18 protein-coding genes are annotated in these 22,241 nt (G+C 68.9%); 14 read left to right on the top strand and 4 right to left on the bottom strand.

Going from position 1 to position 22,241, the window contains the following annotated elements; translation table 11 throughout:
- Positions 1 to 29 precede the first annotated feature (29 nt).
- From ABL844_RS28300 to ABL844_RS28250, 11 genes are all read left to right on the top strand, one after another.
- Positions 30 to 1,046 carry a Bug family tripartite tricarboxylate transporter substrate binding protein gene (locus tag ABL844_RS28300; protein ID WP_418129726.1) on the top strand — a complete coding sequence of 339 codons (1,017 nt, stop codon included), beginning with the start codon at positions 30 to 32 and terminating at the stop codon, positions 1,044 to 1,046.
- Positions 1,043 to 2,269, top strand: a complete 1,227-nt coding sequence (locus ABL844_RS28295) for a CaiB/BaiF CoA transferase family protein (protein ID WP_418129725.1) — start codon at positions 1,043 to 1,045, stop codon at positions 2,267 to 2,269. Before ABL844_RS28300 ends, ABL844_RS28295 begins: the two co-directional genes overlap by 4 nt.
- Positions 2,266 to 3,435 carry an acyl-CoA dehydrogenase family protein gene (locus ABL844_RS28290; RefSeq protein WP_418129724.1) on the top strand — a complete coding sequence of 390 codons (1,170 nt, stop codon included), beginning with the start codon at positions 2,266 to 2,268 and terminating at the stop codon, positions 3,433 to 3,435. The genes ABL844_RS28295 and ABL844_RS28290 overlap by 4 nt, the downstream gene beginning before the upstream one ends.
- Before the next feature lie 13 nt (positions 3,436 to 3,448).
- Positions 3,449 to 3,745, top strand: a complete 297-nt coding sequence (locus tag ABL844_RS28285) for an acylphosphatase (RefSeq protein WP_418129723.1) — start codon at positions 3,449 to 3,451, stop codon at positions 3,743 to 3,745.
- A gap of 138 nt (positions 3,746 to 3,883) precedes the next feature.
- The gene (locus tag ABL844_RS28280) at positions 3,884 to 4,804 is read left to right on the top strand and encodes a hydroxymethylglutaryl-CoA lyase (protein WP_418129722.1); all 921 of its coding nucleotides are present in this window, start codon (positions 3,884 to 3,886) and stop codon (positions 4,802 to 4,804) included.
- Between the two features lie 38 nt (positions 4,805 to 4,842).
- Positions 4,843 to 5,478, top strand: a complete 636-nt coding sequence (locus tag ABL844_RS28275; RefSeq protein ID WP_126023737.1) for a LysE family transporter — start codon at positions 4,843 to 4,845, stop codon at positions 5,476 to 5,478.
- A gap of 47 nt (positions 5,479 to 5,525) precedes the next feature.
- Positions 5,526 to 6,014, top strand: coding sequence for a YbaK/EbsC family protein (locus ABL844_RS28270; protein WP_126023736.1), 489 nt, complete (start codon positions 5,526 to 5,528; stop codon positions 6,012 to 6,014).
- The gene (locus tag ABL844_RS28265; RefSeq protein ID WP_126023735.1) at positions 6,011 to 6,280 is read left to right on the top strand and encodes a DUF1289 domain-containing protein; all 270 of its coding nucleotides are present in this window, start codon (positions 6,011 to 6,013) and stop codon (positions 6,278 to 6,280) included. The genes ABL844_RS28270 and ABL844_RS28265 overlap by 4 nt, the downstream gene beginning before the upstream one ends.
- On the top strand, positions 6,277 to 6,924 hold the full coding sequence (locus ABL844_RS28260) for a 2-hydroxychromene-2-carboxylate isomerase (RefSeq protein ID WP_418129721.1): 648 nt from the start codon (positions 6,277 to 6,279) through the stop codon (positions 6,922 to 6,924). Before ABL844_RS28265 ends, ABL844_RS28260 begins: the two co-directional genes overlap by 4 nt.
- A gap of 188 nt (positions 6,925 to 7,112) precedes the next feature.
- Entirely contained in the window at positions 7,113 to 8,807 is a 1,695-nt protein-coding gene (locus ABL844_RS28255; protein ID WP_184640895.1) for an MFS transporter, read from the top strand.
- A 105-nt stretch (positions 8,808 to 8,912) separates the two neighbouring features.
- Positions 8,913 to 9,062: a hypothetical protein gene (locus tag ABL844_RS28250; RefSeq protein ID WP_019656389.1), complete on the top strand. Its 150-nt coding sequence runs from the start codon at positions 8,913 to 8,915 to the stop codon at positions 9,060 to 9,062.
- Positions 9,063 to 9,074: 12 nt separating this feature from the next.
- On the opposite strand, the gene ABL844_RS28245 is transcribed toward ABL844_RS28250, so the two are convergent.
- Positions 9,075 to 10,187 (bottom strand): ABC transporter substrate-binding protein, encoded by a 1,113-nt coding sequence (locus ABL844_RS28245; RefSeq protein ID WP_126023732.1) that lies wholly within the window; start codon positions 10,185 to 10,187, stop codon positions 9,075 to 9,077.
- 181 nt (positions 10,188 to 10,368) lie between these two features.
- Complete coding sequence (locus ABL844_RS28240) at positions 10,369 to 11,481, bottom strand: ABC transporter substrate-binding protein (protein WP_184640893.1); 1,113 nt, start codon at positions 11,479 to 11,481, stop codon at positions 10,369 to 10,371.
- Positions 11,482 to 11,667: 186 nt separating this feature from the next.
- Here ABL844_RS28240 and uvrA point away from each other — a divergent pair, with 186 nt between their 5' ends.
- The gene (uvrA, locus tag ABL844_RS28235) at positions 11,668 to 17,418 is read left to right on the top strand and encodes an excinuclease ABC subunit UvrA (RefSeq protein ID WP_418131964.1); all 5,751 of its coding nucleotides are present in this window, start codon (positions 11,668 to 11,670) and stop codon (positions 17,416 to 17,418) included.
- 10 nt (positions 17,419 to 17,428) lie between these two features.
- Here the strand turns inward: uvrA and ABL844_RS28230 are convergent, their stop codons facing one another.
- Positions 17,429 to 18,388 (bottom strand): LysR family transcriptional regulator, encoded by a 960-nt coding sequence (locus ABL844_RS28230; protein WP_126023730.1) that lies wholly within the window; start codon positions 18,386 to 18,388, stop codon positions 17,429 to 17,431.
- A 113-nt stretch (positions 18,389 to 18,501) separates the two neighbouring features.
- Between ABL844_RS28230 and ABL844_RS28225 the strand changes: the two genes are divergently transcribed.
- Positions 18,502 to 19,485: a Bug family tripartite tricarboxylate transporter substrate binding protein gene (locus tag ABL844_RS28225; RefSeq protein WP_418129720.1), complete on the top strand. Its 984-nt coding sequence runs from the start codon at positions 18,502 to 18,504 to the stop codon at positions 19,483 to 19,485.
- An 11-nt stretch (positions 19,486 to 19,496) separates the two neighbouring features.
- Complete coding sequence (locus ABL844_RS28220) at positions 19,497 to 20,705, top strand: amidohydrolase (protein ID WP_126023728.1); 1,209 nt, start codon at positions 19,497 to 19,499, stop codon at positions 20,703 to 20,705.
- A gap of 49 nt (positions 20,706 to 20,754) precedes the next feature.
- On the opposite strand, the gene ABL844_RS28215 is transcribed toward ABL844_RS28220, so the two are convergent.
- Positions 20,755 to 22,233: an NAD-dependent succinate-semialdehyde dehydrogenase gene (locus ABL844_RS28215; RefSeq protein WP_369660710.1), complete on the bottom strand. Its 1,479-nt coding sequence runs from the start codon at positions 22,231 to 22,233 to the stop codon at positions 20,755 to 20,757.
- Between the last annotated feature and the right edge of the window lie 8 nt (positions 22,234 to 22,241).

Raw genomic sequence — 22,241 nt, 5'->3', positions numbered from 1 at the left:
CGACAGCAAACGACAACCGGAGACAAACCATGCAGACAACGAAGAACGCGACCGGGCAACCGGCCGCGATGGCGAACCGTCGCCGTTTCATTTCCATCGGCGCCGCCGCGGGCCTCGCGGGCGCCATGCCCTGGGCCTTCGCGCAGGACGGCTATCCGAAGCAGCCCATACGCATCGTCGTGCCTTTCGCGGCCGGCAGCGGCACCGATGCGGTGGCGCGCATCGCGGGACAGATGCTCGGCGATGCGCTCAAGGCCTCGGTCATCATCGACAACAGGGCGGGCGCCAACGGCGTGATCGCGGCCGAGTACGTCGCCAAGGCGGCGCCCGACGGCTACACGCTGTTCATGACCACCAACACCACGCACTCGGCCAACCCGAGCCTGATGAAGTCGCTGCCCTACGACCCGGTGAAAGACTTCGCGCCCGTCAGCCGCATGGGCAACCTGCCCTTCATGCTGGTGGTGAACAATGACCTGCCCGTGAAGAGCGTGGCCGAGCTGCTGGCCTGGGGCCGCGCGCATCCCGGCAAGCTGACCTACGCGAGCGGCAACAGCACCGGCATCGTGAGCGGCGCCACGCTCTCGCGCATGAGCGGCGTGCCGATGCTGCACGTGCCGTACAAGAGCACGCCGCCGGCCATCGCCGACCTGATCGGCGGGCAGGTGTCGATGATGGTGGTCGACCTCGCGGCGGGCCTTGTCACGGTGAAGGCCGGCAAGATGCGGGCGATCGCCGTCACCACGCAGGAGCGCACCAAGCTCTTCCCCGAACTGCCGCCGCTGGCCGACACGCCCGAACTCAAGGGCTTCGACATCACCTCGTGGAACGGCGTGTTCGCGCCGGCGGGCACGCCGCGCGACATCGTGCTGAAGCTCAACAAGGTGCTGGCCGACATGGCCAACGGCCCGGTCTTCCGCGAGCGCGTGGCGAAGCTGGGTTTCGATGCCTTCGGCAGCACTCCTGAAGAGCTGGGCGCGTTCACGGTTGCCGAACTGGCGAAGTGGAAGAAGCTGATCCAGGCGGCGGGGATCCAGCCCGAATGAGCGCCGGCGGACCTCTCCAGGGCATCCGTATCCTCGACCTCACGGCCGTGGTGATGGGCCCCTATGCCACCCAGACGCTGGGCGACCTGGGCGCCGACGTCATCAAGGTCGAGCCGCCCGGCGGCGACAACCTGCGCGCCGTCGGCCCGATGCGCAACCCGGGCATGGGCGCGATGGCGATGCACCTCAACCGCAACAAGCGCTCCATCGTGCTCGATCTCAAGCAGCCCGAGGGCCGCGAGGCCTGCCTGCGGCTGGCCGCGGGCTGCGACGCGCTCATCTACAACACGCGGCCGCAGGCGATGGCGCGGCTCGGGCTGGGCTACGAGGCGGTGTCGGCGGTGAACCCGAAGATCGTCTACCTCGGCGCATTCGGCTATGGCGAGCAGGGGCCGTATGCGGGCAAGCCTGCCTACGACGACCTGATCCAGGGCGCGGCCGGCGTCGCCTCGCTGTTCGCTCAGCAAAGCGGCAGCGCGCCGCGCTACGCGCCCGTCACGCTGGCCGACCGCGCGGTGGGGCTGCAGGCGGCCATCGCGCTGCTCGCGGCCGTGCTGCATGCGCAGCGCACCGGCAAGGGCCAGGCGGTGGAGGTGCCGATGTTCGAGGCGCTGTCGCAGTTCGTGATGGGCGACCACCTCGGCGGCCACAGCTTCGAGCCGCCGCTGGGGCCCACCGGCTACGCGCGCCTGCTCGCGCCGCACCGCAAGCCCTACGCCACGGCCGACGGCTACCTCAGCGTGCTGATCTACAACGACAAGCACTGGCAGGCCTTCTTCGACGTGATCGGCCGGCCCGAACTGCGCGACTCGCCGATGTTCGGCACGCATACCGCGCGCGCCGCGAACATCGGCGCGGTGTATGCCTTCGTGGCCGAGGTGATGGCCACGCGCACCAGCGACGAATGGTTTGCCGCGCTGTCCGCCGCCGACATCCCGGTCGCGCGCCTGCACAGCACCGAAAGCCTGCTCGACGACCCGCACCTGCGCGCCGTCGGCTTCTATCCCGAGCTCGACCATCCGAGCGAGGGCCGCATCCGCACGCTCGCGCCGGTCGGCCGCTACAGCGCCACGCCGGCCGCCATCCGCCGCCCCGCGCCGCGCATCGGCGAGCAGAGCGTGGAGCTGCTGCGCGAGGCGGGCTACGGCGAAGAGGCCATCGCCCGCATGCTCGAAGGCGGCGCCACGCTGCAACCTGAACCGACGAAAGACAGCGAAGAATGAATTTCTCCTTGAACGAAGACCAGCGCTCGCTGGTCGCCGCCATCGAACGCCTCTGCGAGGACTTTCCCATCGACTACTGGCGCGACCACGACGACCGCGCCGTGTTCCCGCACGAGTTCCACCGCGCCGTGGCCGAGAGCGGCTGGCTCGGCATCGCCATGCCCGAGGCGCAGGGCGGCGCGGGGCTGGGCATCACCGAGGCGGCGCTGATGATGCGCGCCATCAGCGCATCGGGCGCGGGCATGTCGGGTGCGTCGTCGGTGCACATGAACATCTTCGGGCTCAACCCGGTGGTGGTGTTCGGCAGCGAGGAACAGCGCCAGCGCTTCCTGCCGCCGCTGATCGCGGGCACCGAGAAGGCCTGCTTCGCAGTCACCGAGCCCGACGCGGGGCTCGACACCACCCGCCTCAAGACGCAGGCGGTGCGCCAGCCCGATGGCGGCTACGTGCTGCACGGGCGCAAGATCTGGATCTCGACCGCGCAGGTGGCCGACCGCATGCTGATCCTCACGCGCACCACGCCGCTCGACCAGGTGAAGAAGCCCACGCAGGGCCTCACGCTGTTCTACACGCCGCTGGACCGCGCCCGCGTCGAAGTGCGCGAGATCCACAAGCTGGGCCGCGCGGCGGTGGACTCCAACATGCTCTTCATCGACGGGCTCGAAGTGCCCGAGGAAGACCGCATCGGCGAGGAGGGCAGGGGCTTCGAATACATCCTGCACGGCCTCAATCCCGAGCGCATATTGATCGCGGCGGAAGCCATCGGCATCGGCCGCGCGGCGCTGCGCATCGCATCGCAGTACGCGCAGGAGCGCGTCGTGTTCGGCCGGCCCATCGGCCAGAACCAGGGCGTGGCGCATCCGCTGGCGCGCGCCTGGGCCAACCTGGAGGCGGCCGACCTGATGATGCTGAAGGCCGCCACGCTCTACGACGCGGGCGAGCCCTGCGGCATCGAGGCCAACGCCGCCAAGTACCTCGCGGCCGAGGCGGCGCACGACGCCTGCCAGAACGCGGTGCTCACGCTCGGCGGCATGGGCTACGCGAAGGAATACCATGTGGAGCGGCTGCTGCGCGAGAGCTACATCCCGCGCATCGCGCCCGTCAGCCCGCAGATGATCCTGAACTTCATCGCCGAAAAGGCGCTGGGGCTGCCCAAGTCGTACTGATCTCTCTGGAGCCATGAACACCGTCGCCCGCCATCTCGCCATCCGCGGCCTCGTGCAGGGCGTGGGCTATCGCTGGTCGATGGTGCAGGCGGCGAAGCGCCTGCGTGTGCGCGGCTGGGTGCGCAACCGGCGCGACGGCAGCGTCGAGGCGCTCGTGGCCGGTGAGGCTTCTGCGGTGGAAGAGCTGATCCGCTGGGCGCGCCAGGGGCCGGAAGGCGCGCGCGTCGATGCGGTCGATGTCGGCGTTCCGGCCGGTGCCATCGCGGCTCAGGCCCCGCCCGACGGCTTCGAGCAAAGGGAAACGGCCTAGTACCGATCGCCTGGCGCCATTTGCAACCTCGCAGGCGCGCATTGCTACCTTCCCCGGCTTCTGTACCAGGCAGGGGATTTCCATGTGGCCGACAATCGAAGGCGGTCTTCCATCCTCAAGCGATACAAGAGACATCCCATGAAACTCCCCACCCAAGTCAGGCTCGTCGACGTCGGCCCGCGCGACGGCCTGCAGAACGAAAAGCAGCCCGTGTCCGCCGAAGTGAAGATCGGCCTCGTGCACCGCCTGCAGGACGCGGGCCTGAGAGAGATCGAGGTCACCAGCTTCGTGAGCCCCAAGTGGGTGCCGCAGATGGCCGACAACGCAGAGGTGATGCACGGCATCAGCCGCAAGCCCGGCGTGCTCTATTCGGTGCTCACGCCCAACATGAAGGGCTTCGAGGCGGCCATCGCCGCGCCGCGCGAGGAGTGGCCCGACGAGATCGTGGTGTTCGGCGCCGCCAGCGAGGCCTTCAGCCAGAAGAACATCAACTGCTCCATCGCCGAGAGCATCGAGCGCTTCGCACCCGTGGTGGCGGCGGCACTCGAGAAGGGCATCCGTGTGCGCGGCGCGATGTCGTGCACGGTCGGCTGCCCCTACGAGGGCGAGATCGCGCCGGCCAAGGTCGGCTACCTCGCGCAGCTGATGAAGGGCATCGGCGTGCAGCGCGTGGACGTGGCCGACACCATCGGCGTGGGCACGCCGCGCAAGGTGCAGGCCGCGATGGAAGCCACGCTGGCGCACTTCGGCGTCGACGCCATTTCCGGCCACTTCCACGACACCTACGGGCAGGCGCTCGCCAACACGCTCGCGGCGCTCGAACTGGGCGTGTGGAACTTCCAGTCGTCGTCCGCCGGCCTGGGCGGCTGCCCCTATGCCAAGGGCGCGACCGGCAACGTGGCGACCGAGGACGTGGTCTACATGCTGCACGGCATGGGCATCGAGACCGGCATCGATCTCGACAGGCTGATCGACGCGGGCGTCTACATCAGCGAGGCGCTGGGCCGCGAGCCGAACTCGCGCGCCTCGAAGGCCATCCGCACCAAGCGGGCCGGCTGAAGCGCTGAATCGAACAGATAGATAAGCGGGAGTAGTCAGTGGATCTGCATGTGTGGCTTGCATTCCTGGTGGCCAGTTGCGTCATCGCGGTGTCGCCCGGTTCGGGCGCTGTGCTCAGCATGAGCCACGGGCTCAGCTACGGCGTGCGGCGCACCACGGCGACCATCGTGGGGCTGCAGTTGGGGCTCGCGGTGATCCTGTTGGTGGCCGGCCTTGGCGTGGGTGCGGTGCTCACCGCCTCGGCCAGCGCGTTCCTGGTCGTCAAGGTGGTGGGCGCGTGCTACCTGCTGTGGCTGGGCTGGCGCCAGTGGCGTGCGCCCGTCGCGAAGATCGAGGGCGGCGCGACGCAGGCGGCTGAACCCGACCTCACGGCACCGCAGCGCGTGCTGCGCGGCTTCCTCACCAACGTGACCAACCCCAAGGGCATCGTCTTCATGGCCGCGGTGCTGCCGCAGTTCATCCAGCCGACGCGGCCCCTGTGGCTGCAGCTGCTGGTGCTGCTGGCCACCACGGTGATGGTCGACGTGACCGTGATGCACGGCTACGCCTGGCTGGCCGCGCGGCTGCAGGGCATGCTGCGCAGCGTGCGCGCACGGCGCGCGCAGAACCGCGTCTTCGGCGGCGTGCTGATGGCGATGGGCGCGATGCTGTTCCTGTTCAAGCGCAGCGCCTGACGGAGCCCGCGCCCATGGCCCGGCAGCCTGATAGATTCGAAGCCATCATGTGCGGATCCGAACTCCATAACCTCCCTGAAGGCGTCCAGCGCGTTTCCCGCGCCCTGCAGGATGCCGGCCACCCCCACTCCCCACGCATGCTCGACGACGCCTGCCGCACCGCGCAGCAGGCGGCCGACGCGCTCGGCATCGCGGTCGGGCAGATCGCCAAGAGCATCATCTTCCGGCGCAAGAGCGACGAGTCGGCGGTGCTGGTCATCACCTCGGGCGACAAGCGCGTGGATGAGAAGAAGGTCGACGCGCTGGTCGGCAAGACCGGCCGCGCCGACGCCGACTTCGTGAAGTCGCGCACCGGCTTCACCATCGGCGGCGTGTCGCCCGTGGGCCACCTGACGCCGCCCGTGGTGCTGATCGACCGCGAGCTCTTCCGCTTCGAGGAGATCTGGGCGGCAGCCGGCCATCCGCACGCCGTGTTCCAGCTGCGCCCGCACGACCTCGAGAAGCTCACCGGCGCGCCGGTGGCCGACGTGGTGTGAATTTCGCGGAAGCCGAGACGCTGGCCGAACGCGCCGTGGCGGTGCAGGCCGCGGCGGGCGATGTGCCTTCGCCGTGCTGCTCGGTGTGCCGCATGGATCGCCTGAGCGGTTTCTGCGAAGGCTGCCTGCGCACCATCCCCGAGATCGCGGGCTGGAGCAGGATGGAAGACGAGACCCGGCGCCACGTGTGGCGGGCGATAGAGTTGCGGGCGAAGGCCGGCATCTGGCGCGTGCCCGCGGCGAACCCAGGAGACAGCAGCCCATGAAGCACATCGACTTCCATCTCGACTTCATCTCGCCCTACGCGCACCTCGCCTTCGAGCACCTGCCCGAAGCGCTCGAGGGCCTGAGCTACAGCGTGGCCTACAGGCCGGTGCTGCTGGGCGCGCTGCTCAAGCAGCACGGCCAGCTCGGGCCGGCGGAAATTCCGTCGAAGCGCGGCTGGACCTACCGCCACGTGCTCTGGCTGGGCCACACGCACGGCATCGAGATCCGGATGCCGGCCTCGCATCCTTACAACCCGCTGGCGCACCTTCGGCTGGCGGTATCCACGGGCGACGACGGCACCATCAGCCGCCTCGTGGCCGAGACCATCTTCCGCCACGTGTGGCGCGGCGGCGAGGAAGCGGGCGACCCCGCGCGGCTCGCCGCGCTCACCGCGCAGCTCGGGCCGAAGCGCGACGCGAACAGCGACGAGAGCAAGGCCCTGCTCAAGCGCAACACCGAAGAGGCCCTGCGCCAGGGCGTGTTCGGCACGCCGACCTACGTGGTCGACGGCCGCCTGTTCTGGGGTTTCGACGGCCTGCAGATGCTGCGCGCCTACCTGTCGGGCGATGCGTGGTTCGACGGCCCCGAGTGGGCTGGGGCGGACCAGCGCCCGGCCTTGCTGCGCAGCAGCAAACAGGGCTGAGTACAAACCCGCGGGCGCCGGAAAAGCGCCCCGATTTCTTACAGGCTGAAACGTGCTGCGCGGGTTTCACCCTAAACCGTAAGCGCCGGTTCAGTTTCGCGAAAGGCTCGGGTCAGTCGCGCCTCCAAGAATGCCGCACGGTCCCGGATTCCGGGAACGAATGAACGCATACACACAGGAGACGACCAATGGCAGCCACACTAGATTCGAGGGGAGTGCCGCACCCGGCCCCCCGGCCCATGTCCTCGGAGGAGAAGAAAGTCATCTTCGCCTCCTCGCTGGGCACCGTGTTCGAGTGGTACGACTTCTACCTCTACGGTTCGCTGGCCGCGATCATCGCGAAGCAGTTCTTCAGCGGCCTGGATGCGGGCGCCGCCTTCATCTTCGCGCTGCTGGCCTTCGCCGCCGGCTTCCTGGTGCGTCCGTTCGGCGCCATCGTGTTCGGCCGGCTGGGCGACATGATCGGTCGCAAGTACACCTTCCTGGTGACAATCCTGATCATGGGCCTGTCGACCTTCATCGTCGGCCTGCTGCCCAGCTACGCGACCATCGGCGTCGCGGCGCCGGTGATCCTGATCGCGCTGCGCATGCTGCAGGGCCTCGCGCTCGGCGGCGAGTACGGCGGTGCCGCCACCTACGTGGCCGAGCACGCGCCGCACGGCAAGCGCGGCGCCTACACCTCTTGGATCCAGACCACCGCCACGCTCGGCCTGTTCCTGAGCCTGCTGGTGATCCTGGGCGTGCGCGAGTTCATGGGCGAGGCGGCCTTCAACGACTGGGGCTGGCGCGTGCCGTTCCTGGTGTCGATCCTGCTGCTGGGCATCTCGGTGTGGATCCGCCTGACGCTGTCGGAGTCGCCCGCCTTCCAGAAGATGAAGGCCGAGGGCAAGACCTCCAAGGCGCCTCTGGCCGAATCCTTCGGCCAGTGGAAGAACCTGAAGATCGTGATCCTGGCGCTGGTGGGCCTGACGGCCGGCCAGGCGGTGGTCTGGTACTCGGGCCAGTTCTACGCGCTCTTCTTCCTGACGGCGCAGCTGAAGGTCGACGCCACCACGGCCAACCTGATGATCGCCGCCGCGCTGCTGCTGGGCACGCCCTTCTTCGTGGTGTTCGGCACGCTGTCGGACAAGATCGGCCGCAAGCCGATCATCATGGCCGGCTGCCTGCTGGCCGTGGTCACCTACTTCCCGGTCTTCAAGATGCTGACCGAAGCCGCCAACCCCGACCTGGCCCGCGCACAGGCCACCGCCGGCGTGACGGTGACGGCGGACCCCGCGACCTGCTCCTTCCAGGGCAACCCGGTGGCGCGCGAGATCGACTTCAAGAGCTCGTGCGACATCGCCAAGCGCTACCTGGTTCAGAACTCGGTGAGCTATGAGAACGTGGCCGGCGCGCCGGGTTCGAAGGCCATCGTGAAGATCGGCGACAAGTCGGTCGAGGCACCCGTCGGCAACGTCGTGAATTCGAAGTTCGACGAGAACTCCGTCAAGGAAATCGCCGCCTTCAAGAAGGGCGTGGCCGAAGACCTGAAGGTCGCCGGCTACCCGGCCAAGGCCGACCCCGCGAAGATGAACAAGGTGCTGACGGTGGTGCTGCTGTTCTGGCTGGTGCTGCTGGTGACCATGGTCTACGGCCCGATCGCCGCGATGCTGGTGGAGCTCTTCCCCACGCGCATCCGCTACACCTCGATGAGCCTGCCCTACCACATCGGCAACGGCTGGTTCGGCGGCCTGCTGCCGACCACCGCCTTCGCCATCGTGGCCTCGACCGGCAACATGTTCAACGGCCTGTGGTATCCGATCATCATCGCCGGCATCACGCTGGTGGTGGGCACACTCTTCATCCGCGAGACGAAGGACGTGGACATCTACGCTAACGACTGACCGTCGCCGAAGAACAGGCAGGAGGGCGCCGCCCTCCGTTCAACAAAGAGGCTTCATGCCGACCGCATGAGGCCTTTTTCTTGAACCATCCAGGAGACAAAACCCATGTGGAAACTCGTCGTCGGCTTCGTCATCTTCGCCGCCATTGCCCTGTACGTGATCTCGAAGGCCGGTGACAAGGTCGACATGTCGGGCGAGAAGCATGGTGGCGACACCACCACGCACGAACCCGCGCCCGCCGCCGCGCCGAAGTGAGGCCGGGCGAGCCTATCTCTTGAACTTGCCGTCGCTGACGATGGACAGGTCTACGTAGTCGATGCCGGTGTGGTCGGTCGGCGAGTAGCTGATGTCGAGCCCGCCGCCCACGTCGTACTGGAAGGCATTCAGCGTGGCGATCAGCTTCGCGCGCGTGGGCTTCGGCCCCGTGCGGCGCAGAGCCTCCACCATCACCTTCGTGGCGACGAAGCCTTCGAGCAGCGCGGGCGAGAGTTCGTTCTGGCCCTTGGCCTTGGCCAGCGCCAACGCTTCCTTGATGAGCGGATGGCCGAAGGAGCGCTCGTAGGGCAGCACCTGCGTGATGATCACGCCCGCGCTGGCCGAGCCCAGTTCCTTGATGAAGCCCGAGGCCGCGTTGTTCGACAGCGTGATGATCTGCGCCGCCGAGCCGGCAGCACGCAGCGCCTTCACGCCGTCGGTCACGGCCGTGCCCGAGCCGATCCACAGCACCGCCTGCGCGTTGGCCTTGGTGAGTTGCGGGACGATGGCTGCGTAGTCGGGCTTGTTGCGGTCGGCCAGCGCCACCACGGCCGGCTTCAGGTTGGCCTTCTCGAAGCCCTTGTTCGCTCCTTCCATCGCGTCCTTGCCGAAGGAGTCGTCGGCCTGCACGACGGCGATGCGCTGGATGCCGGTGGTCTGCAGGTGCTGCACCGCCTTCTCTGCCTCGCGCTGGTAGGTGGAGCGCACGTTGAAGATGTTCTTCTGCAGCGGCTTGTGCAGCGCCATCGCGCCGGTGGAGGGGCCGACCAGCGCCACCCCGTACTTGTCGAGCAGCGGGATCACCGCGAGCGTGTTGGGCGTGCCGCGGTTCAGCAGCAGCGCGACGACCTTCTTGTCCTCGATGAGCACGCGCGTGTTCTCCAGCGAGCGCTTGGCGTCGAGACCGTCGTCCATGCGGATGACCTCGATCTGCTCGCCGTTGATGCCGCCCTGGGCGTTGACCTGGTCGATGACCAGCTGCGAGCCCATGATCGTTTCCTTGACGCTGGCCGCCACGGGGCCCGAGAGGTCGGCCGACTGGCCGATCAGGATCTGGGCCGCCGCCCCCGGCGCCATCATGGCCAGGAACAGCGCAGCGGCGCAGGACGTGAACGTCTTCTTCATCGAGCAAAGCCTTTCCAGGAAGCGGTCGCCTCTGTCAGAAACTGTGTAATGTGTTGCTGAACGTCACGTCTCGCTAGCTCGCGCAAACCCTGTCAAACCAAGGTTTCCAGCGCCCGGAAAAAAAGCGGCCCGCCGGTTGTGCCGGCGGGCCGTTCAAACTCGCCCCTCTCGGGGCGGGGACTCAACGCTTGAAGCGACCGTCGCTGATGATCGAGAGGTCCGCGAAATCGATGCCGCTGTGGTCGGTGGGCGAATAGCTCACCTCCAGCCCGCCGCCCAGGTCGTAGCCGCGCAGGCTGTCGAGGGCGGCCACCATCCTGGCGCGCGTGGGCTTGGGGCCGGCGCGGCGCAGCGCCTCCACCAGCACCTTGGCCGAGGCGAAGCCTTCGAGCGCGGCCGGCGACAGTTCCGATTGGCCCCTGGCCTGCGCGAGAGCCAGGGCTTCCTTCACCATCGGATGGCCCAGCGAGCGCTCGTTGGGAAACACCTGCGTCACGATCACGCCGCGGCTCGCGTCGCCGAGCTGCTTGATGAAGCCCGAGGAGGCGTTGTTCGACAGCGTGACCACCTGCGCGGCCGAGCCCGCGGCGCGCAGCGCCTTGATGCCGTCGACCACGGCCACGCCGGAGCCGATCCACACCACGGCCTGCGCGTCGGCGCCCTTGATGGCGGGCACGATGGTCTTGTAGTCGGGCTTGTCGCGGTCGGCCGGGATGATCACGGTCGGCTTGGCGTTGCCCTTGCTGAAGCCGGTCATCGCGCCTTCGAGCGCGTCGGTGCCGAAGGAGTCGGTCACGTGCACCACCGCGATGCGCGTGAGGCCGATGGTCAGCAGGTGCTGCACCGCTTTCTCGGCCTCGCGCTGGTAGGTGGCGCGCACGTTGAACACGTGCTTCTGCAGCGGCTTGTGCAGCACCATCGCGCCGGTGGAAGGACCGATGAGCGCCACGTCGTTCTTGTCGAGCCAGGGAATGATCGCCTGCGAATGGGGCGTGCCGCGGCTCATGAAGAGCGCCAGCACCTTCTTCTCCTCGATCAGCACGCGTGCGTTCTCGCTGGCGCGCTTCACGTCGAAGCCGTCGTCCATGCGCAGCACTTCGATCTTCTCGCCATGAATGCCGCCCTGCGCGTTGACCGCGTCGATCACCAGGTTCGCGCCGCCGATGGTCTCGTTCACGCTCGCGGCCACCGAGCCGGTCATGCCGGCGGTCTGGCCGATCAGGATCTGGGCAGACGCCCCCAGGGCGCTGAAGGCCAGCAGGGCGGCGGCGCAGAGCGTGCGCGTTTTCGTCATGGAGTCCTTTCGAAGCAATGCTGGCGCCCGGCCGGGCGAACGTGAAAACAAATGTGCTATTTGTTTCTGAAAGTGTTTTTAACTCCATCCGGACAAACCCCTGCGCAGCCACCGACCTTGTGACGTAGTGCGCAAACCCGTCACGAGGCACTCCCTAGAATGTTTGCCCCACCCCCCAAGGCACTCATGACACAGGGCTCCATCCGGATTCGCGGCGCGCGCCAGCACAACCTCCAGAACCTCGATCTCGACATCCGCACAGGCGAAATGACGGTGGTCACCGGGCCCAGCGGCTCGGGCAAGTCGAGTCTCGTCTTCGACACCCTCTATGCCGAAGGCCAGCGGCGCTACGTGGAGACCTTCTCCGCCTACGCGCGCCAGTTCCTCGACCGCATGGACAAGCCGGCCGTCGACAAGGTGGAAGGCGTGCCGCCCGCCATCGCCATCGACCAGACCAACCCGGTGCGCTCCTCGCGCTCCACGGTCGGCACGATGACCGAGCTGAACGACCATCTGAAGCTGCTCTTCGCGCGCGCGGCCAACCTGTTCGACCGCGAGACCGCGCTGCCGGTGCGCCACGATTCGCCCGACAGCATCTACGCGCAGATCGTCGAGCGCGCGGCCGCTGCGGGTGATCCGCGCCTGGTCGTCACCTTCCCGGTCGAGCTGCCCGCGAGCACCACGGCCGAGGAAGTCACGCAGTGGCTCTCCGCCAGCGGCTTCACGCGCGTGCAGTCCGAGCGCGAGGTGGCCACGCCCACCGGTCCGCGCAAGGTGCTCGACGTGGTGGCCGACCGCTTCCGTGCGTCCGGCGCCGAGCGCTCGCGCGTGGTGGAAGCCATCGAAGTGGCGCTCAAGCGCGGCAGCGGGCGCGTCACGGTGCACGCCACCGGCTCGGAAGAGAACGCAGTGACCGACGTGTGGAAGTTCTCCACCGGCCTGCACTGCCCCGAGAGCGACATCCGCTACGCCGACCCGATCCCGTCGATGTTCTCGTTCAACTCGGCCGTGGGCGCCTGCGACACCTGCCGCGGCTTCGGCCGCGTGATCGGCGTCGACCTGGGGCTGGTGATTCCGAACGACAAGCTCACGCTGCGCGCCGGCGCCATCAAGACCATCCAGACGCCCGCCTGGAAGGAGGCGCAGGACGACCTCATGCGCCACGCGGAGGCGGCCGGCATCCCGCGCGACACGCCCTGGAACAAGCTCACCGACGAGCAGAAGCACTGGGTGATCGAGGGCACGCCCAACTACAAGGAAGGCAACTGGAACAAGCAGTGGTACGGCGTGCGCCGCTTCTTCGGCTACCTGGAGAGCAAGGCATACAAGATGCACATCCGCGTGCTGCTGTCCAAGTACCGCAGCTACACGCCGTGCCCCACCTGCAGCGGCGCGCGCCTCAAGCTCGAGAGCCTGCTGTGGCGCATCGGCAGCAAGGAAGACGCCGACGCCGTCCTGCCGCCCGAGAAGCGCTTCATGCCCAACGGCGTGAAATGGACGCGCGCCCAGCTCGAGGCGCTGCCGGGCCTGTGCCTGCACGACCTGATGCTGCTGCCCATCGAGCGGCTGCGCCAGCTCTTCGACCGCATCGAGCACCACGGCAACGGCCAGGCGGCCAGCGAGGGTGAGATCCAGGCGCTGAAGCTGCTGTTCGAGGAAATCACCACCCGCCTGCGCTACCTGCACGACGTGGGCATCGGCTACCTCACGCTCGACCGCCAGAGCCGCACGCTCAGCGGCGGCGAGGTGCAGCGCATCAACCTGACCACGGCGCTGGGCACCTCGCTGGTCAACACGCTCTTCGTGCTCGACGAGCCCAGCATCGGCCTGCACCCGCGCGACATGAACCGCATCACCGAAGCCATGCTGCGCCTGCGCGACGCGGGCAACACGCTGGTGGTGGTCGAGCACGACCCGGCCGTGATGCTGGCCGCCGACCGCGTGATCGACATGGGGCCCGGCCCCGGCGCGCGCGGCGGGCAGGTGGTGTTCGACGGCACCACCGACCAGCTGCGCGACGCCGACACGCTCACCGGCCTGTACCTGGGCGGTCGCAAGAAGATCGGCATGGGCTTCAAGCGGCTGGTGAGCGAGAACACGCACCGGCTCATCCTCGAAGGCGTGCGCGAGCACAACCTGAAGAACGTGACGGTCGAGTTCCCGCTGGCGCGCCTGGTGTGCGTGACCGGCGTGAGCGGCTCGGGCAAGTCCACGCTCATCCAGGACGTGCTGGCGCCCGCGCTGATGCGCCACTTCGGCAAGGCCACCGAGACGCCCGGCGCGCACGACCGCCTGCTCGGCGCCGACCACCTCGGCGACGTGGTGTTCGTCGACCAGTCTCCCATCGGCAAGACCGCGCGTTCCAACCCCGCGAGCTACGTGGGCGCGTGGGACGCGATCCGCGAAATCTTCGCCACGGCCACGCTCTCGCGCCAGCGCGGCTACACCGCGAGCAAGTTCAGCTTCAACTCCGGCGACGGGCGCTGCCCGACCTGCGGCGGCTCGGGCTTCGAGCACGTCGAGATGCAGTTCCTGTCCGACGTGTACCTGCGCTGTCCCGACTGCGACGGCAAGCGCTACCGCCCCGAGATCCTCGAAGTGCGCGTGGAGCGCAAGGGAAAAAGCTACAACGTGGCCGACGTGCTCGAACTCACCGTGGCCGAGGCCGCGGCGGTGTTCGAGGCCGACCGCGACGTGCTGCGCGTGCTGCAGCCCATTTCCGACGTGGGCCTGGACTACGTCAAGCTCGGCCAGCCCGTGCCCACGCTCTCAGGCGGCGAGGCGCAGCGCCTGAAGCTCGCGGGCTTCCTGGCCGAGGCCGCGAAGAACGCCACCGCCAGCAAGCAGTCGGTGGCGCGCAAGGGCACGCTATTTTTGTTCGACGAGCCCACCACGGGCCTGCACTTCGACGACATCGCGCGGCTCATGCGCGCGCTGCGCAAGCTGCTGGACGCCGGCCATTCGCTGATCGTGATCGAGCACAACCTCGACGTGATCCGCGCGAGCGACTGGCTCATCGACCTCGGCCCCGAAGGCGGCGAGGGCGGCGGGCAGGTGGTGGCCGAGGGCACGCCCGAGCAGCTGCGCGAGAATCGCGCCTCGCTCACCGGAGCCGCGCTGGCCGACTACGAACTCGCCATCGGCCCCGAGGCCTACAAGGTGGCCGAGCGCGCCGCGCGCCGCTACATCGCCAACGCCAAGGCGGCGCCGGGTGCCGATGCGGTGCAGATCGTCAACGCGCGCGAGCACAACCTGAAGAACCTGAGCGTGGACATTCCGCGCGGCAAGTTCAGCGTGGTGACGGGCGTGAGCGGATCGGGCAAGTCGACGCTGGCCTTCGACATCCTCTTCAACGAAGGGCAGCGCCGGTACCTCGAATCGCTCAACGCCTACGCGCGCAGCATCGTGCAGCCGGCGGGCCGGCCCGAGGTGGACGCGGTGTACGGCATTCCGCCGACGGTGGCCATCGAGCAGCGCCTGTCGCGCGGCGGCCGCAAGAGCACGGTGGGCACCACCACCGAGGTGTGGCACTTCCTGCGCCTGCTGTACGTGAAGCTGGGCATCCAGCATTGCATCCACGACGGCGCGGCCGTGCAGCCGCAGACCCCCGACAGCATCGCCGCGCAGCTCATGCGCAACTTCAAGGGCCAGCACATCGGCCTGCTCGCGCCGCTGGTGACCAACCGCAAGGGCGTGTACACCGAGCTGGCCGACTGGGCGCGCCCGCGCGGCTTCACGCACCTGCGCGTGGACGGCGACTTCCTGCCGACCACCGGCTTCCCGCGCATCGACCGCTTCAAGGAGCACAGCATCGAGCTGCCGGTGGCCAGCCTCGACGTGCTGCCCTCGAACGAGAACGAGCTGCGCGCGGCGCTGGCCAAGGCGCTCGAGCACGGCAAGGGCGTGGTGCACGTGCTCAGCGAACTCGACGGGCTGCGCGCCGCGATGATGGCGGGCGTGTCCGCCGCCGGCATCGGCCGCGTCCACGTGTTCTCCACGCTGCGCGCCTGCCCGGTGTGCAGCACCAGCTACGCCGAGCTCGATCCGCGCCTGTTCAGCTACAACAGCAAGCACGGCTGGTGCCCCGACTGCGTGGGCACCGGCGTCAAGCTCAGCAAGGACCAGCGCAAGGTGTTCGACGACTCCGTGCTGGCCGGCGACGACAAGGGCCGCGAGCAGACCTTCGCCGAGCCCGAGGTGGAAGACCTGGCCGACGTGGCCTGCCCGACCTGCCAGGGTACGCGCCTGAACGCCACGGCGCGCGCCGTGGGCTTCGGCACCGCGGCCGACGGCTCGGGCGGCATCGGCATCACCGAACTCGCGCGCATGAGCGTGACCGAGGTGCGCCAGTGGTTCGAGGGGCTCGCGCTCAGCGGCCGAGAAGCCGAGATCGCGCGCGACCTCGTGCCCGAGATCCGCAGCCGGCTCGAGTTCCTGGAAGAGGTGGGCCTGGGCTACCTCACGCTGGACCGCGGCGCGCCCACGCTCTCGGGCGGCGAGGCGCAGCGCATCCGCCTGGCGGCGCAGCTCGGCAGCAACCTGCAGGGCGTGTGCTACGTGCTCGACGAGCCGACCATCGGCCTGCACGCGCGCGACAACCAGATCCTGCTCGACGCGCTGCACAAGCTCGGCGACAAGGGCAACACGCTGGTGGTGGTGGAGCACGACGAGGACACCATCCGCCGCGCCGACCATATCATCGACATCGGCCCGAGCGCCGGCAAGCGCGGCGGCCGCCTGGTCGCCGAGGGTACGGTCGCCGACATCCAGAAGGCCGACGACTCTCAGACCGGCCGCTACCTGCGCGACGCCATCCGGCACCCGCTGCAGGCGCGCCGGCTGATCCCTTCGCCCGACCCCAAGGCCGAGGAGAGCGGCGAATGGCTCACCGTGCACGGCGCCAACCTGCACAACCTGCAGGACGTGACGGCCACGCTGCCGCTGCGCCGCCTCGTGGTGGTCACCGGCGTGAGCGGTTCGGGCAAGTCCACGCTCGCGCGCGACGTGCTGCTGGCCAACGTGCAGGCCATCGTGGCGCAGCGCTCGACCAAGGCCGGCCGCGACGCCGACGCCGCCGGCAAGCGTCCCGCGTGGGCGGGCTGCCGCAAGGTCGAGGGCTACGAGACCGTCGACCGCGTGCTCGAGGTCGACCAGACGCCCATCGGCAAGACGCCGCGCAGCTGCCCGGCCACCTACATCGGCTTCTGGGACACCATCCGCAAGCTCTTCGCCGACACGCTGGAGGCCAAGGCGCGCGGCTACGGCCCGGCGCGCTTCAGCTTCAACACCGGCGAAGGCCGCTGCCCGGGCTGCGAGGGCGCGGGCGTGCGCACCATCGAGATGAGCTTCCTGCCCGACGTGAAGGTGCCCTGCGAGGTGTGCCACGGCGCGCGCTTCAACCCCGAGACGCTGGCCGTGAGCTGGCGTGGCAAGAGCATCGGCGACGTGCTGAAGATGGAAGTCGACGAGGCCGTCGAGTTCTTCGCGAGCATGCCCAACATCAGCCACCCGCTGCAGCTGCTGAAGGACGTGGGGCTGGGCTACCTCACGCTGGGGCAGCCCTCGCCCACGCTCTCGGGCGGCGAGGCGCAGCGCATCAAGCTGGTGACCGAACTCAGCAAGGTGCGCGACGACATCACCCGCCGCGGCCAGAAGGCGCCGCACACCCTGTACGTGCTCGACGAGCCGACCGTGGGCCTGCACATGGCCGACGTCGAGAAGCTGATCCACGTGCTGCACCGGCTGGTGAACGGCGGCCACAGCGTGGTGGTGATCGAGCACGACCTCGACCTGATCGCCGAGGCCGACTGGATCCTCGACCTCGGGCCCGAGGGCGGCAGCGCGGGCGGGCGCGTCGTCGCGTCGGCGCCGCCCGAAGAGGTGGTGCGGCTGGGCACGCACACGGGCGTCGCGCTGAAGCCCGTGCTGGCGCGCTGAGCGCCGCCGCTCAGGCGGGGCCTTCCGAGCGGGCGGCCTCGCGCAGTGCCGCCAGGCAGGCGGCGACGGCCGGGCTGTCGTTCTCCGGGCTCTGCAGCACGCCGAGGCCCTCGAATTCGCCGCCGAACTCGTAGGGCACGCGTGCGACCAGGCCCCACTCGACGAAGGGCGCGATGATGCTGCGCGGCACCAGCGTCAGCACGCGGTGGCTGCGCAGCAGCTCGAGCACCAGCGGCAGCGAGGTGGTCGAGATCGGATGCAACTCGGGTTTCGGCGCGTCGGGCGGGTCGAAGAGCGCATCGAAGACGCGGCGCACGCCGATGCCCCGGACAGGCTCCATCCAGCGCGCGGCGCGCAGATCGGCCAGCGTCGGCTGGGCCTTGCGCACGAGCGGATGCCGGCGGCCCGCCGCGATCCAGGGCACGTCCGGCGCGAGCCGCTCGAAGGTGCAGGGCGCGGGCAGTTCGCGCGGCCGGCGGCACAGCGCCATGTCCACGCGGCCGGACATCACGTCGGCCAGCAGCTGATCGCCGGGCGCCTCCAGCACCTCGATGCGCAGGGCCGGGTAGCGCGCTGCGAACGACGGCAGCACCCGGCACAGCAGCCCGGAGACGCCGGCCGTGATCGCGCCCACACGCAGCACGCCGCCCGCGCCGGCCTGCAGCGCGTGCACCGTGTCGGTCGATGCGCGCAAGGCGCTCAGCGTGTTGCGCGCCATCGGGACCACCGCGCGGCCCGCGGCCGTGAGCCGCATGCCCCGCACGTGGCGCTCGAACAACGGCGCGGCGAGCAGGCCTTCGATGTCCGCCAGCGCCTGCGTGGCGGCGGGCTGGCTCATGCCGATCTGCTCGGCCGCGCGCCGCACGCTGCCCGAATCGGCAACGGCCACCAGCAGCTGCAGGTGCCGCAGGCGCGCCTTGGCGACCAGCCGGGCGTAGAGGACGGAGGAGGCTGGCGTCGCGTTGGACATGGCGGACCTGGGGTATCGGGTTTGCTTATCGCAGTGGCCGCGAATCTATTGGAAGCCGGTCGAAGGCGTCAACATAATCCGCCCACTTTCGTCTTACACGGACCACCGACCTCATGCAATCCTCACGTCGCCGGCTCGCCGCCCTCCTGGTCCTGCTGGGCTCGTTCGCGCTCCAGGCGTCCGCGCAGGACGGCTATCCGCAGCGACCGGTCAAGCTGATCGTGCCCTTCGCGCCGGGCGGCTCGACCGACATCGTGGCCCGGCTGGTGGCCGACAGGATGCAGGTCGAGCTGGGCCAGCCGGTGGTGGTCGACAACCGTGCGGGCGGCGGCGGCATGATCGGCTCCGAAGCCCTGGCCCGCGCGGATGCGGACGGCTACACGATCGGCATCGGCACCGTGAGCACGCTGACGGTGAACCCGATCCTGCTGAAGGCGAACCGCGTCGATCCGCTGAAGGAACTCGCGCCGATCACCATGCTGGCGACCGTGCCCTCGGTGTTCATGGTGCATCCGTCGTTCCCGGGGCGCACGTTCGAGCAGGTGATCGCCGAGGTGCGCGCCAAGCCCGATTTCTACAACATGGGCTCCTCGGGCCCGGGCTCCATCAGCCACTTGCTGATCGAGGCGATGAACACCGATCTCAGGATCAAGCTGCGGCACATTCCGTACCGCGGCATGGGGCCCGCCCTGACGGCGGCGCTGGCGGGCGAGACCCTGGTGTCGATCGACCAGCACCCCTCGTCGGCCGCGCACATCAAGAGCGGCAAGCTGCTGCCCTTCGCGGTGGGCGCCCCGAAGCGGCTGGAGGCGCTGCCTTCCGTGCCCACGCTCAAGGAGCTCGGCCAGCCGGATCTCAACGAGCTTGCGATGACCTGGTTCGGCCTGGTGGCTCCGGCGAAGACGCCGTCCGCCATTCAGAAGAAGCTGCACGACGCGGCCGTGGCCGCACTGCGCGACCCGGCGCTGGTCGCGCGCCTGAAGGAGGTGGGTGCGGAGGCCGTCGGCGGGTCCGCCGATGCCTTCCACTCGCAGATCGAAAGCGGGCTGGCTCGCAACCGCCGCATCGTCCAGGCCGCGGGCATCAGCCCCGAGTGAGCGACGGCACCATGAACGTATTCAGCACGCGTTTCTCGCTCGGCGACATCGCCGAAACCATCGACGCACAGTCGCAGCGCCAGCATGCCGAGGTCGTCGCATGGCGACGCCACATGCACCGCCACCCGGAGCTGTCGTTCAAGGAGGTGGATACCGCCAACTTCCTCGAGCGCGAGCTTGCCGCCATCAAGGGGCTGGAAGTGAGCCGTCCCACGCCGACCAGCCTGCTCGCGCGGCTGGCCGGCGGCAGGAAAGGACGCACGCTGGCGATGCGCGCGGACATCGACGCACTGCCCCTGCAGGATCGCAAGCGCTGCGACTACGCTTCGGGAAAGCCCAACGTCATGCACGCCTGCGGCCACGATGGCCACGCCGCGATGCTGCTGGGCGCGGCGCGCATCCTCGCCGGCCTGCGCGCGCAGGTGCCGGGCGAGGTGCGCTTCTTCTTCCAGCACGCCGAGGAGCAGCATCCGGGCGGCGCCCAGCAGATGGTGGATGCGGGCGTCATGAAGGGCGTGAACCAGGTGATCTCGGCGCACGTCATGTCCACGCTGGACACCGGCAGCATCGCGGTGCTCGACGGGCCGGCGCTGGCCAGCTCCGACCGCTTCGTGCTGCGCCTGCACGGCCGTGGAGGCCATGCGGCCAATCCCGACCGCTGCATAGACCCCATCATGATCGGCGCGCAGATCGTCTGCAACCTGCAGGCCGTGGTCTCGCGCAACGTCGATCCGCACGAGGCGGTGATCCTGTCGGTCACCCGCTTCGACGGCGGCACGGCCTTCAACGTGATTCCGGACACGGTGGAACTCTGGGGCTCGGTGCGCTGCTTCAGCGAGCATGTGCGTGAACTGGTACCGGCGCTCGTGGAGCGCATCGCCAACGGCGTGGCGGGTGCGCACGGCGCGAGTTGCGAGCTGGAGTACATCCGCGGCTACAGCCCGGTGGTCAACGATGCTTCGGTGGCCGCCCGGATGCGCGCGGTGGTGAAGCAGGGCATTGCTACCGCGGTGCTCCAGACCATCAAGCCGCTGCCGAACAGCGAGGATTTCAGCGCCTTCCTGAAGCATGCGCCGGGCGCCTACGTCTTCATCGGTGCGCGCAGTGCGGCCAAGGGCATCGTGCACCCGCATCACCACCCGAATTTCGACTTCGACGAGGACGCGCTGCTGCACGGCGTGCAGCTGTTCGCGAACGCGCCTTTCCACCTGAACGCATAGGCCTTTGAAGAGGCGCTTCTGAAGAGGCGCGCCCGTCCTCCTTCCCGTCCTATTTCTGGATGTCGCCCAGGCAGAGGTACTTGATCTCGACGTAGTCGTCCATGCCGTGGTGCGAGCCCTCGCGTCCCAGGCCCGACTGCTTCACGCCGCCGAAGGGCACGTGCTCGGTGGCGATCACGCCGGCGTTGATGCCGACCATGCCGTACTCCAGCGCCTCCGCCACGCGGAAGATGCGGCCCACGTCGCGCGTGTAGAAATAGCTCGCCAGGCCGAACTCGGTATTGTTCGCCGCGTCGATGCCTTCCTGTTCGGTCTTGAAGCGGAACACCGGCGCGAAGGGGCCGAAGGTTTCCTCGCGCGCGCACAGCATGTCGGCCGTGGCGTCGGCGATGACGGTCGGCTCGAAGAACTGGCCCTGCATCCTGTGGCCGCCGGCCAGCACCTTGCCGCCCCTGGCGACGGCGTCGTCGACGTGGCGCTGCACCTTGTCGATGGCCGCATCCTCGATCAGCGGGCCCTGCACCACGCCGTCGTCGAAGCCGTTGCCGACCTTGAGCGCCTTGACCCTGGCCGCGAACTTCTCGACGAAGGCGTCGTAGATGCCCTCCTGCACGTACAGCCGGTTCGCGCAAACGCAGGTCTGGCCGGCGTTGCGGTACTTGCTGGCAATCGCGCCTTCGACGGCCGAATCCACATCCGCGTCGTCGAACACCAGGAAGGGCGCGTTGCCGCCCAGTTCCAGCGACAGCTTCTTGACCGTCGGCGCGCACTGGCTCATGAGGATGCGGCCCACCTCGGTGGAGCCGGTGAAGCTCAGGTGGCGCACGACGTCGCTCTCGCACAGCTCCTTGCCGATCGAGATGCTGTTGGCGCTGTCGGCCGTGAGCACGTTGAGCACGCCCGCCGGAATGCCGGCCCGCACGGCCAGCTCCGCCGCGGCCAGCGCGGTCAGCGGCGTGAGCTCGGCCGGCTTGATGACCACCGTGCAGCCGGCAGCGAGCGCCGGAGCCACCTTGCGGGTGATCATCGCGAGCGGAAAATTCCACGGCGTGATCGCCGCGCACACGCCGATGGGCTGCTTCATCACCAGCAGGCGGCGGTTGTTGTCGAACTGCGGCAGCACCTCGCCGTTCACGCGCTTTGCTTCTTCGGCAAACCATTCGATGAAGCTCGCGCCGTAGGCGACCTCGCCCTTGGCCTCGGCGAAGGGCTTGCCCTGCTCGGCGGTCATCAGGCGGCCGATGTCCTCGGTGTTGGCGATCAGCAGGTCGAACCACTTGCGCAGCACGATGCTGCGCTCCTTGCCGGTCTTGCCGCGCCAGGCGGCGAGCGCCCCGTTCGCGGCGGCGATGGCATGCGCGGCATCCGCGCGCGTGAGGTTGGCCACGTCGACCAGTTTCCGGCCGGTGGCCGGGTCGTTCACGTCGAAGCGGCTGGCACCCTTCGTCCACTCGCCGGCGATCAGCGCATCGGTCTTGAGCAGGGTCGGGTCGTTCAGCAGCGCGAGGGGAGAAGTCTTCGTGTCCATGTTCTCGT

The organism is Variovorax sp. 278MFTsu5.1, from assembly GCF_048305045.1.
In the GTDB taxonomy this organism is placed as follows: domain Bacteria; phylum Pseudomonadota; class Gammaproteobacteria; order Burkholderiales; family Burkholderiaceae_C; genus Variovorax; species Variovorax guangxiensis.
The sequence above is the reverse complement of the archived record's forward strand: the minus strand, read 5'-3'. Positions and strand labels throughout refer to the sequence as shown.

Excerpts from the sequence above, each read along its gene's own strand:
- ABL844_RS28300 (WP_418129726.1), top strand. The coding sequence starts at position 30 with ATGCAGACAACGAAGAACGCGACCGGGCAACCGGCCGCGATGGCGAAC.
- ABL844_RS28295 (WP_418129725.1), top strand. The coding sequence starts at position 1,043 with ATGAGCGCCGGCGGACCTCTCCAGGGCATCCGTATCCTCGACCTCACG.
- ABL844_RS28290 (WP_418129724.1), top strand. The coding sequence starts at position 2,266 with ATGAATTTCTCCTTGAACGAAGACCAGCGCTCGCTGGTCGCCGCCATC.
- ABL844_RS28285 (WP_418129723.1), top strand. The coding sequence starts at position 3,449 with ATGAACACCGTCGCCCGCCATCTCGCCATCCGCGGCCTCGTGCAGGGC.
- ABL844_RS28280 (WP_418129722.1), top strand. The coding sequence starts at position 3,884 with ATGAAACTCCCCACCCAAGTCAGGCTCGTCGACGTCGGCCCGCGCGAC.
- ABL844_RS28270 (WP_126023736.1), top strand. The coding sequence starts at position 5,526 with ATGTGCGGATCCGAACTCCATAACCTCCCTGAAGGCGTCCAGCGCGTT.
- ABL844_RS28260 (WP_418129721.1), top strand. The coding sequence starts at position 6,277 with ATGAAGCACATCGACTTCCATCTCGACTTCATCTCGCCCTACGCGCAC.
- ABL844_RS28255 (WP_184640895.1), top strand. The coding sequence starts at position 7,113 with ATGGCAGCCACACTAGATTCGAGGGGAGTGCCGCACCCGGCCCCCCGG.
- ABL844_RS28250 (WP_019656389.1), top strand. The coding sequence starts at position 8,913 with ATGTGGAAACTCGTCGTCGGCTTCGTCATCTTCGCCGCCATTGCCCTG.
- ABL844_RS28245 (WP_126023732.1), bottom strand. The coding sequence starts at position 10,187 with ATGAAGAAGACGTTCACGTCCTGCGCCGCTGCGCTGTTCCTGGCCATG.
- ABL844_RS28240 (WP_184640893.1), bottom strand. The coding sequence starts at position 11,481 with ATGACGAAAACGCGCACGCTCTGCGCCGCCGCCCTGCTGGCCTTCAGC.
- uvrA (WP_418131964.1), top strand. The coding sequence starts at position 11,668 with ATGACACAGGGCTCCATCCGGATTCGCGGCGCGCGCCAGCACAACCTC.
- ABL844_RS28230 (WP_126023730.1), bottom strand. The coding sequence starts at position 18,388 with ATGTCCAACGCGACGCCAGCCTCCTCCGTCCTCTACGCCCGGCTGGTC.
- ABL844_RS28225 (WP_418129720.1), top strand. The coding sequence starts at position 18,502 with ATGCAATCCTCACGTCGCCGGCTCGCCGCCCTCCTGGTCCTGCTGGGC.
- ABL844_RS28220 (WP_126023728.1), top strand. The coding sequence starts at position 19,497 with ATGAACGTATTCAGCACGCGTTTCTCGCTCGGCGACATCGCCGAAACC.
- ABL844_RS28215 (WP_369660710.1), bottom strand. The coding sequence starts at position 22,233 with ATGGACACGAAGACTTCTCCCCTCGCGCTGCTGAACGACCCGACCCTG.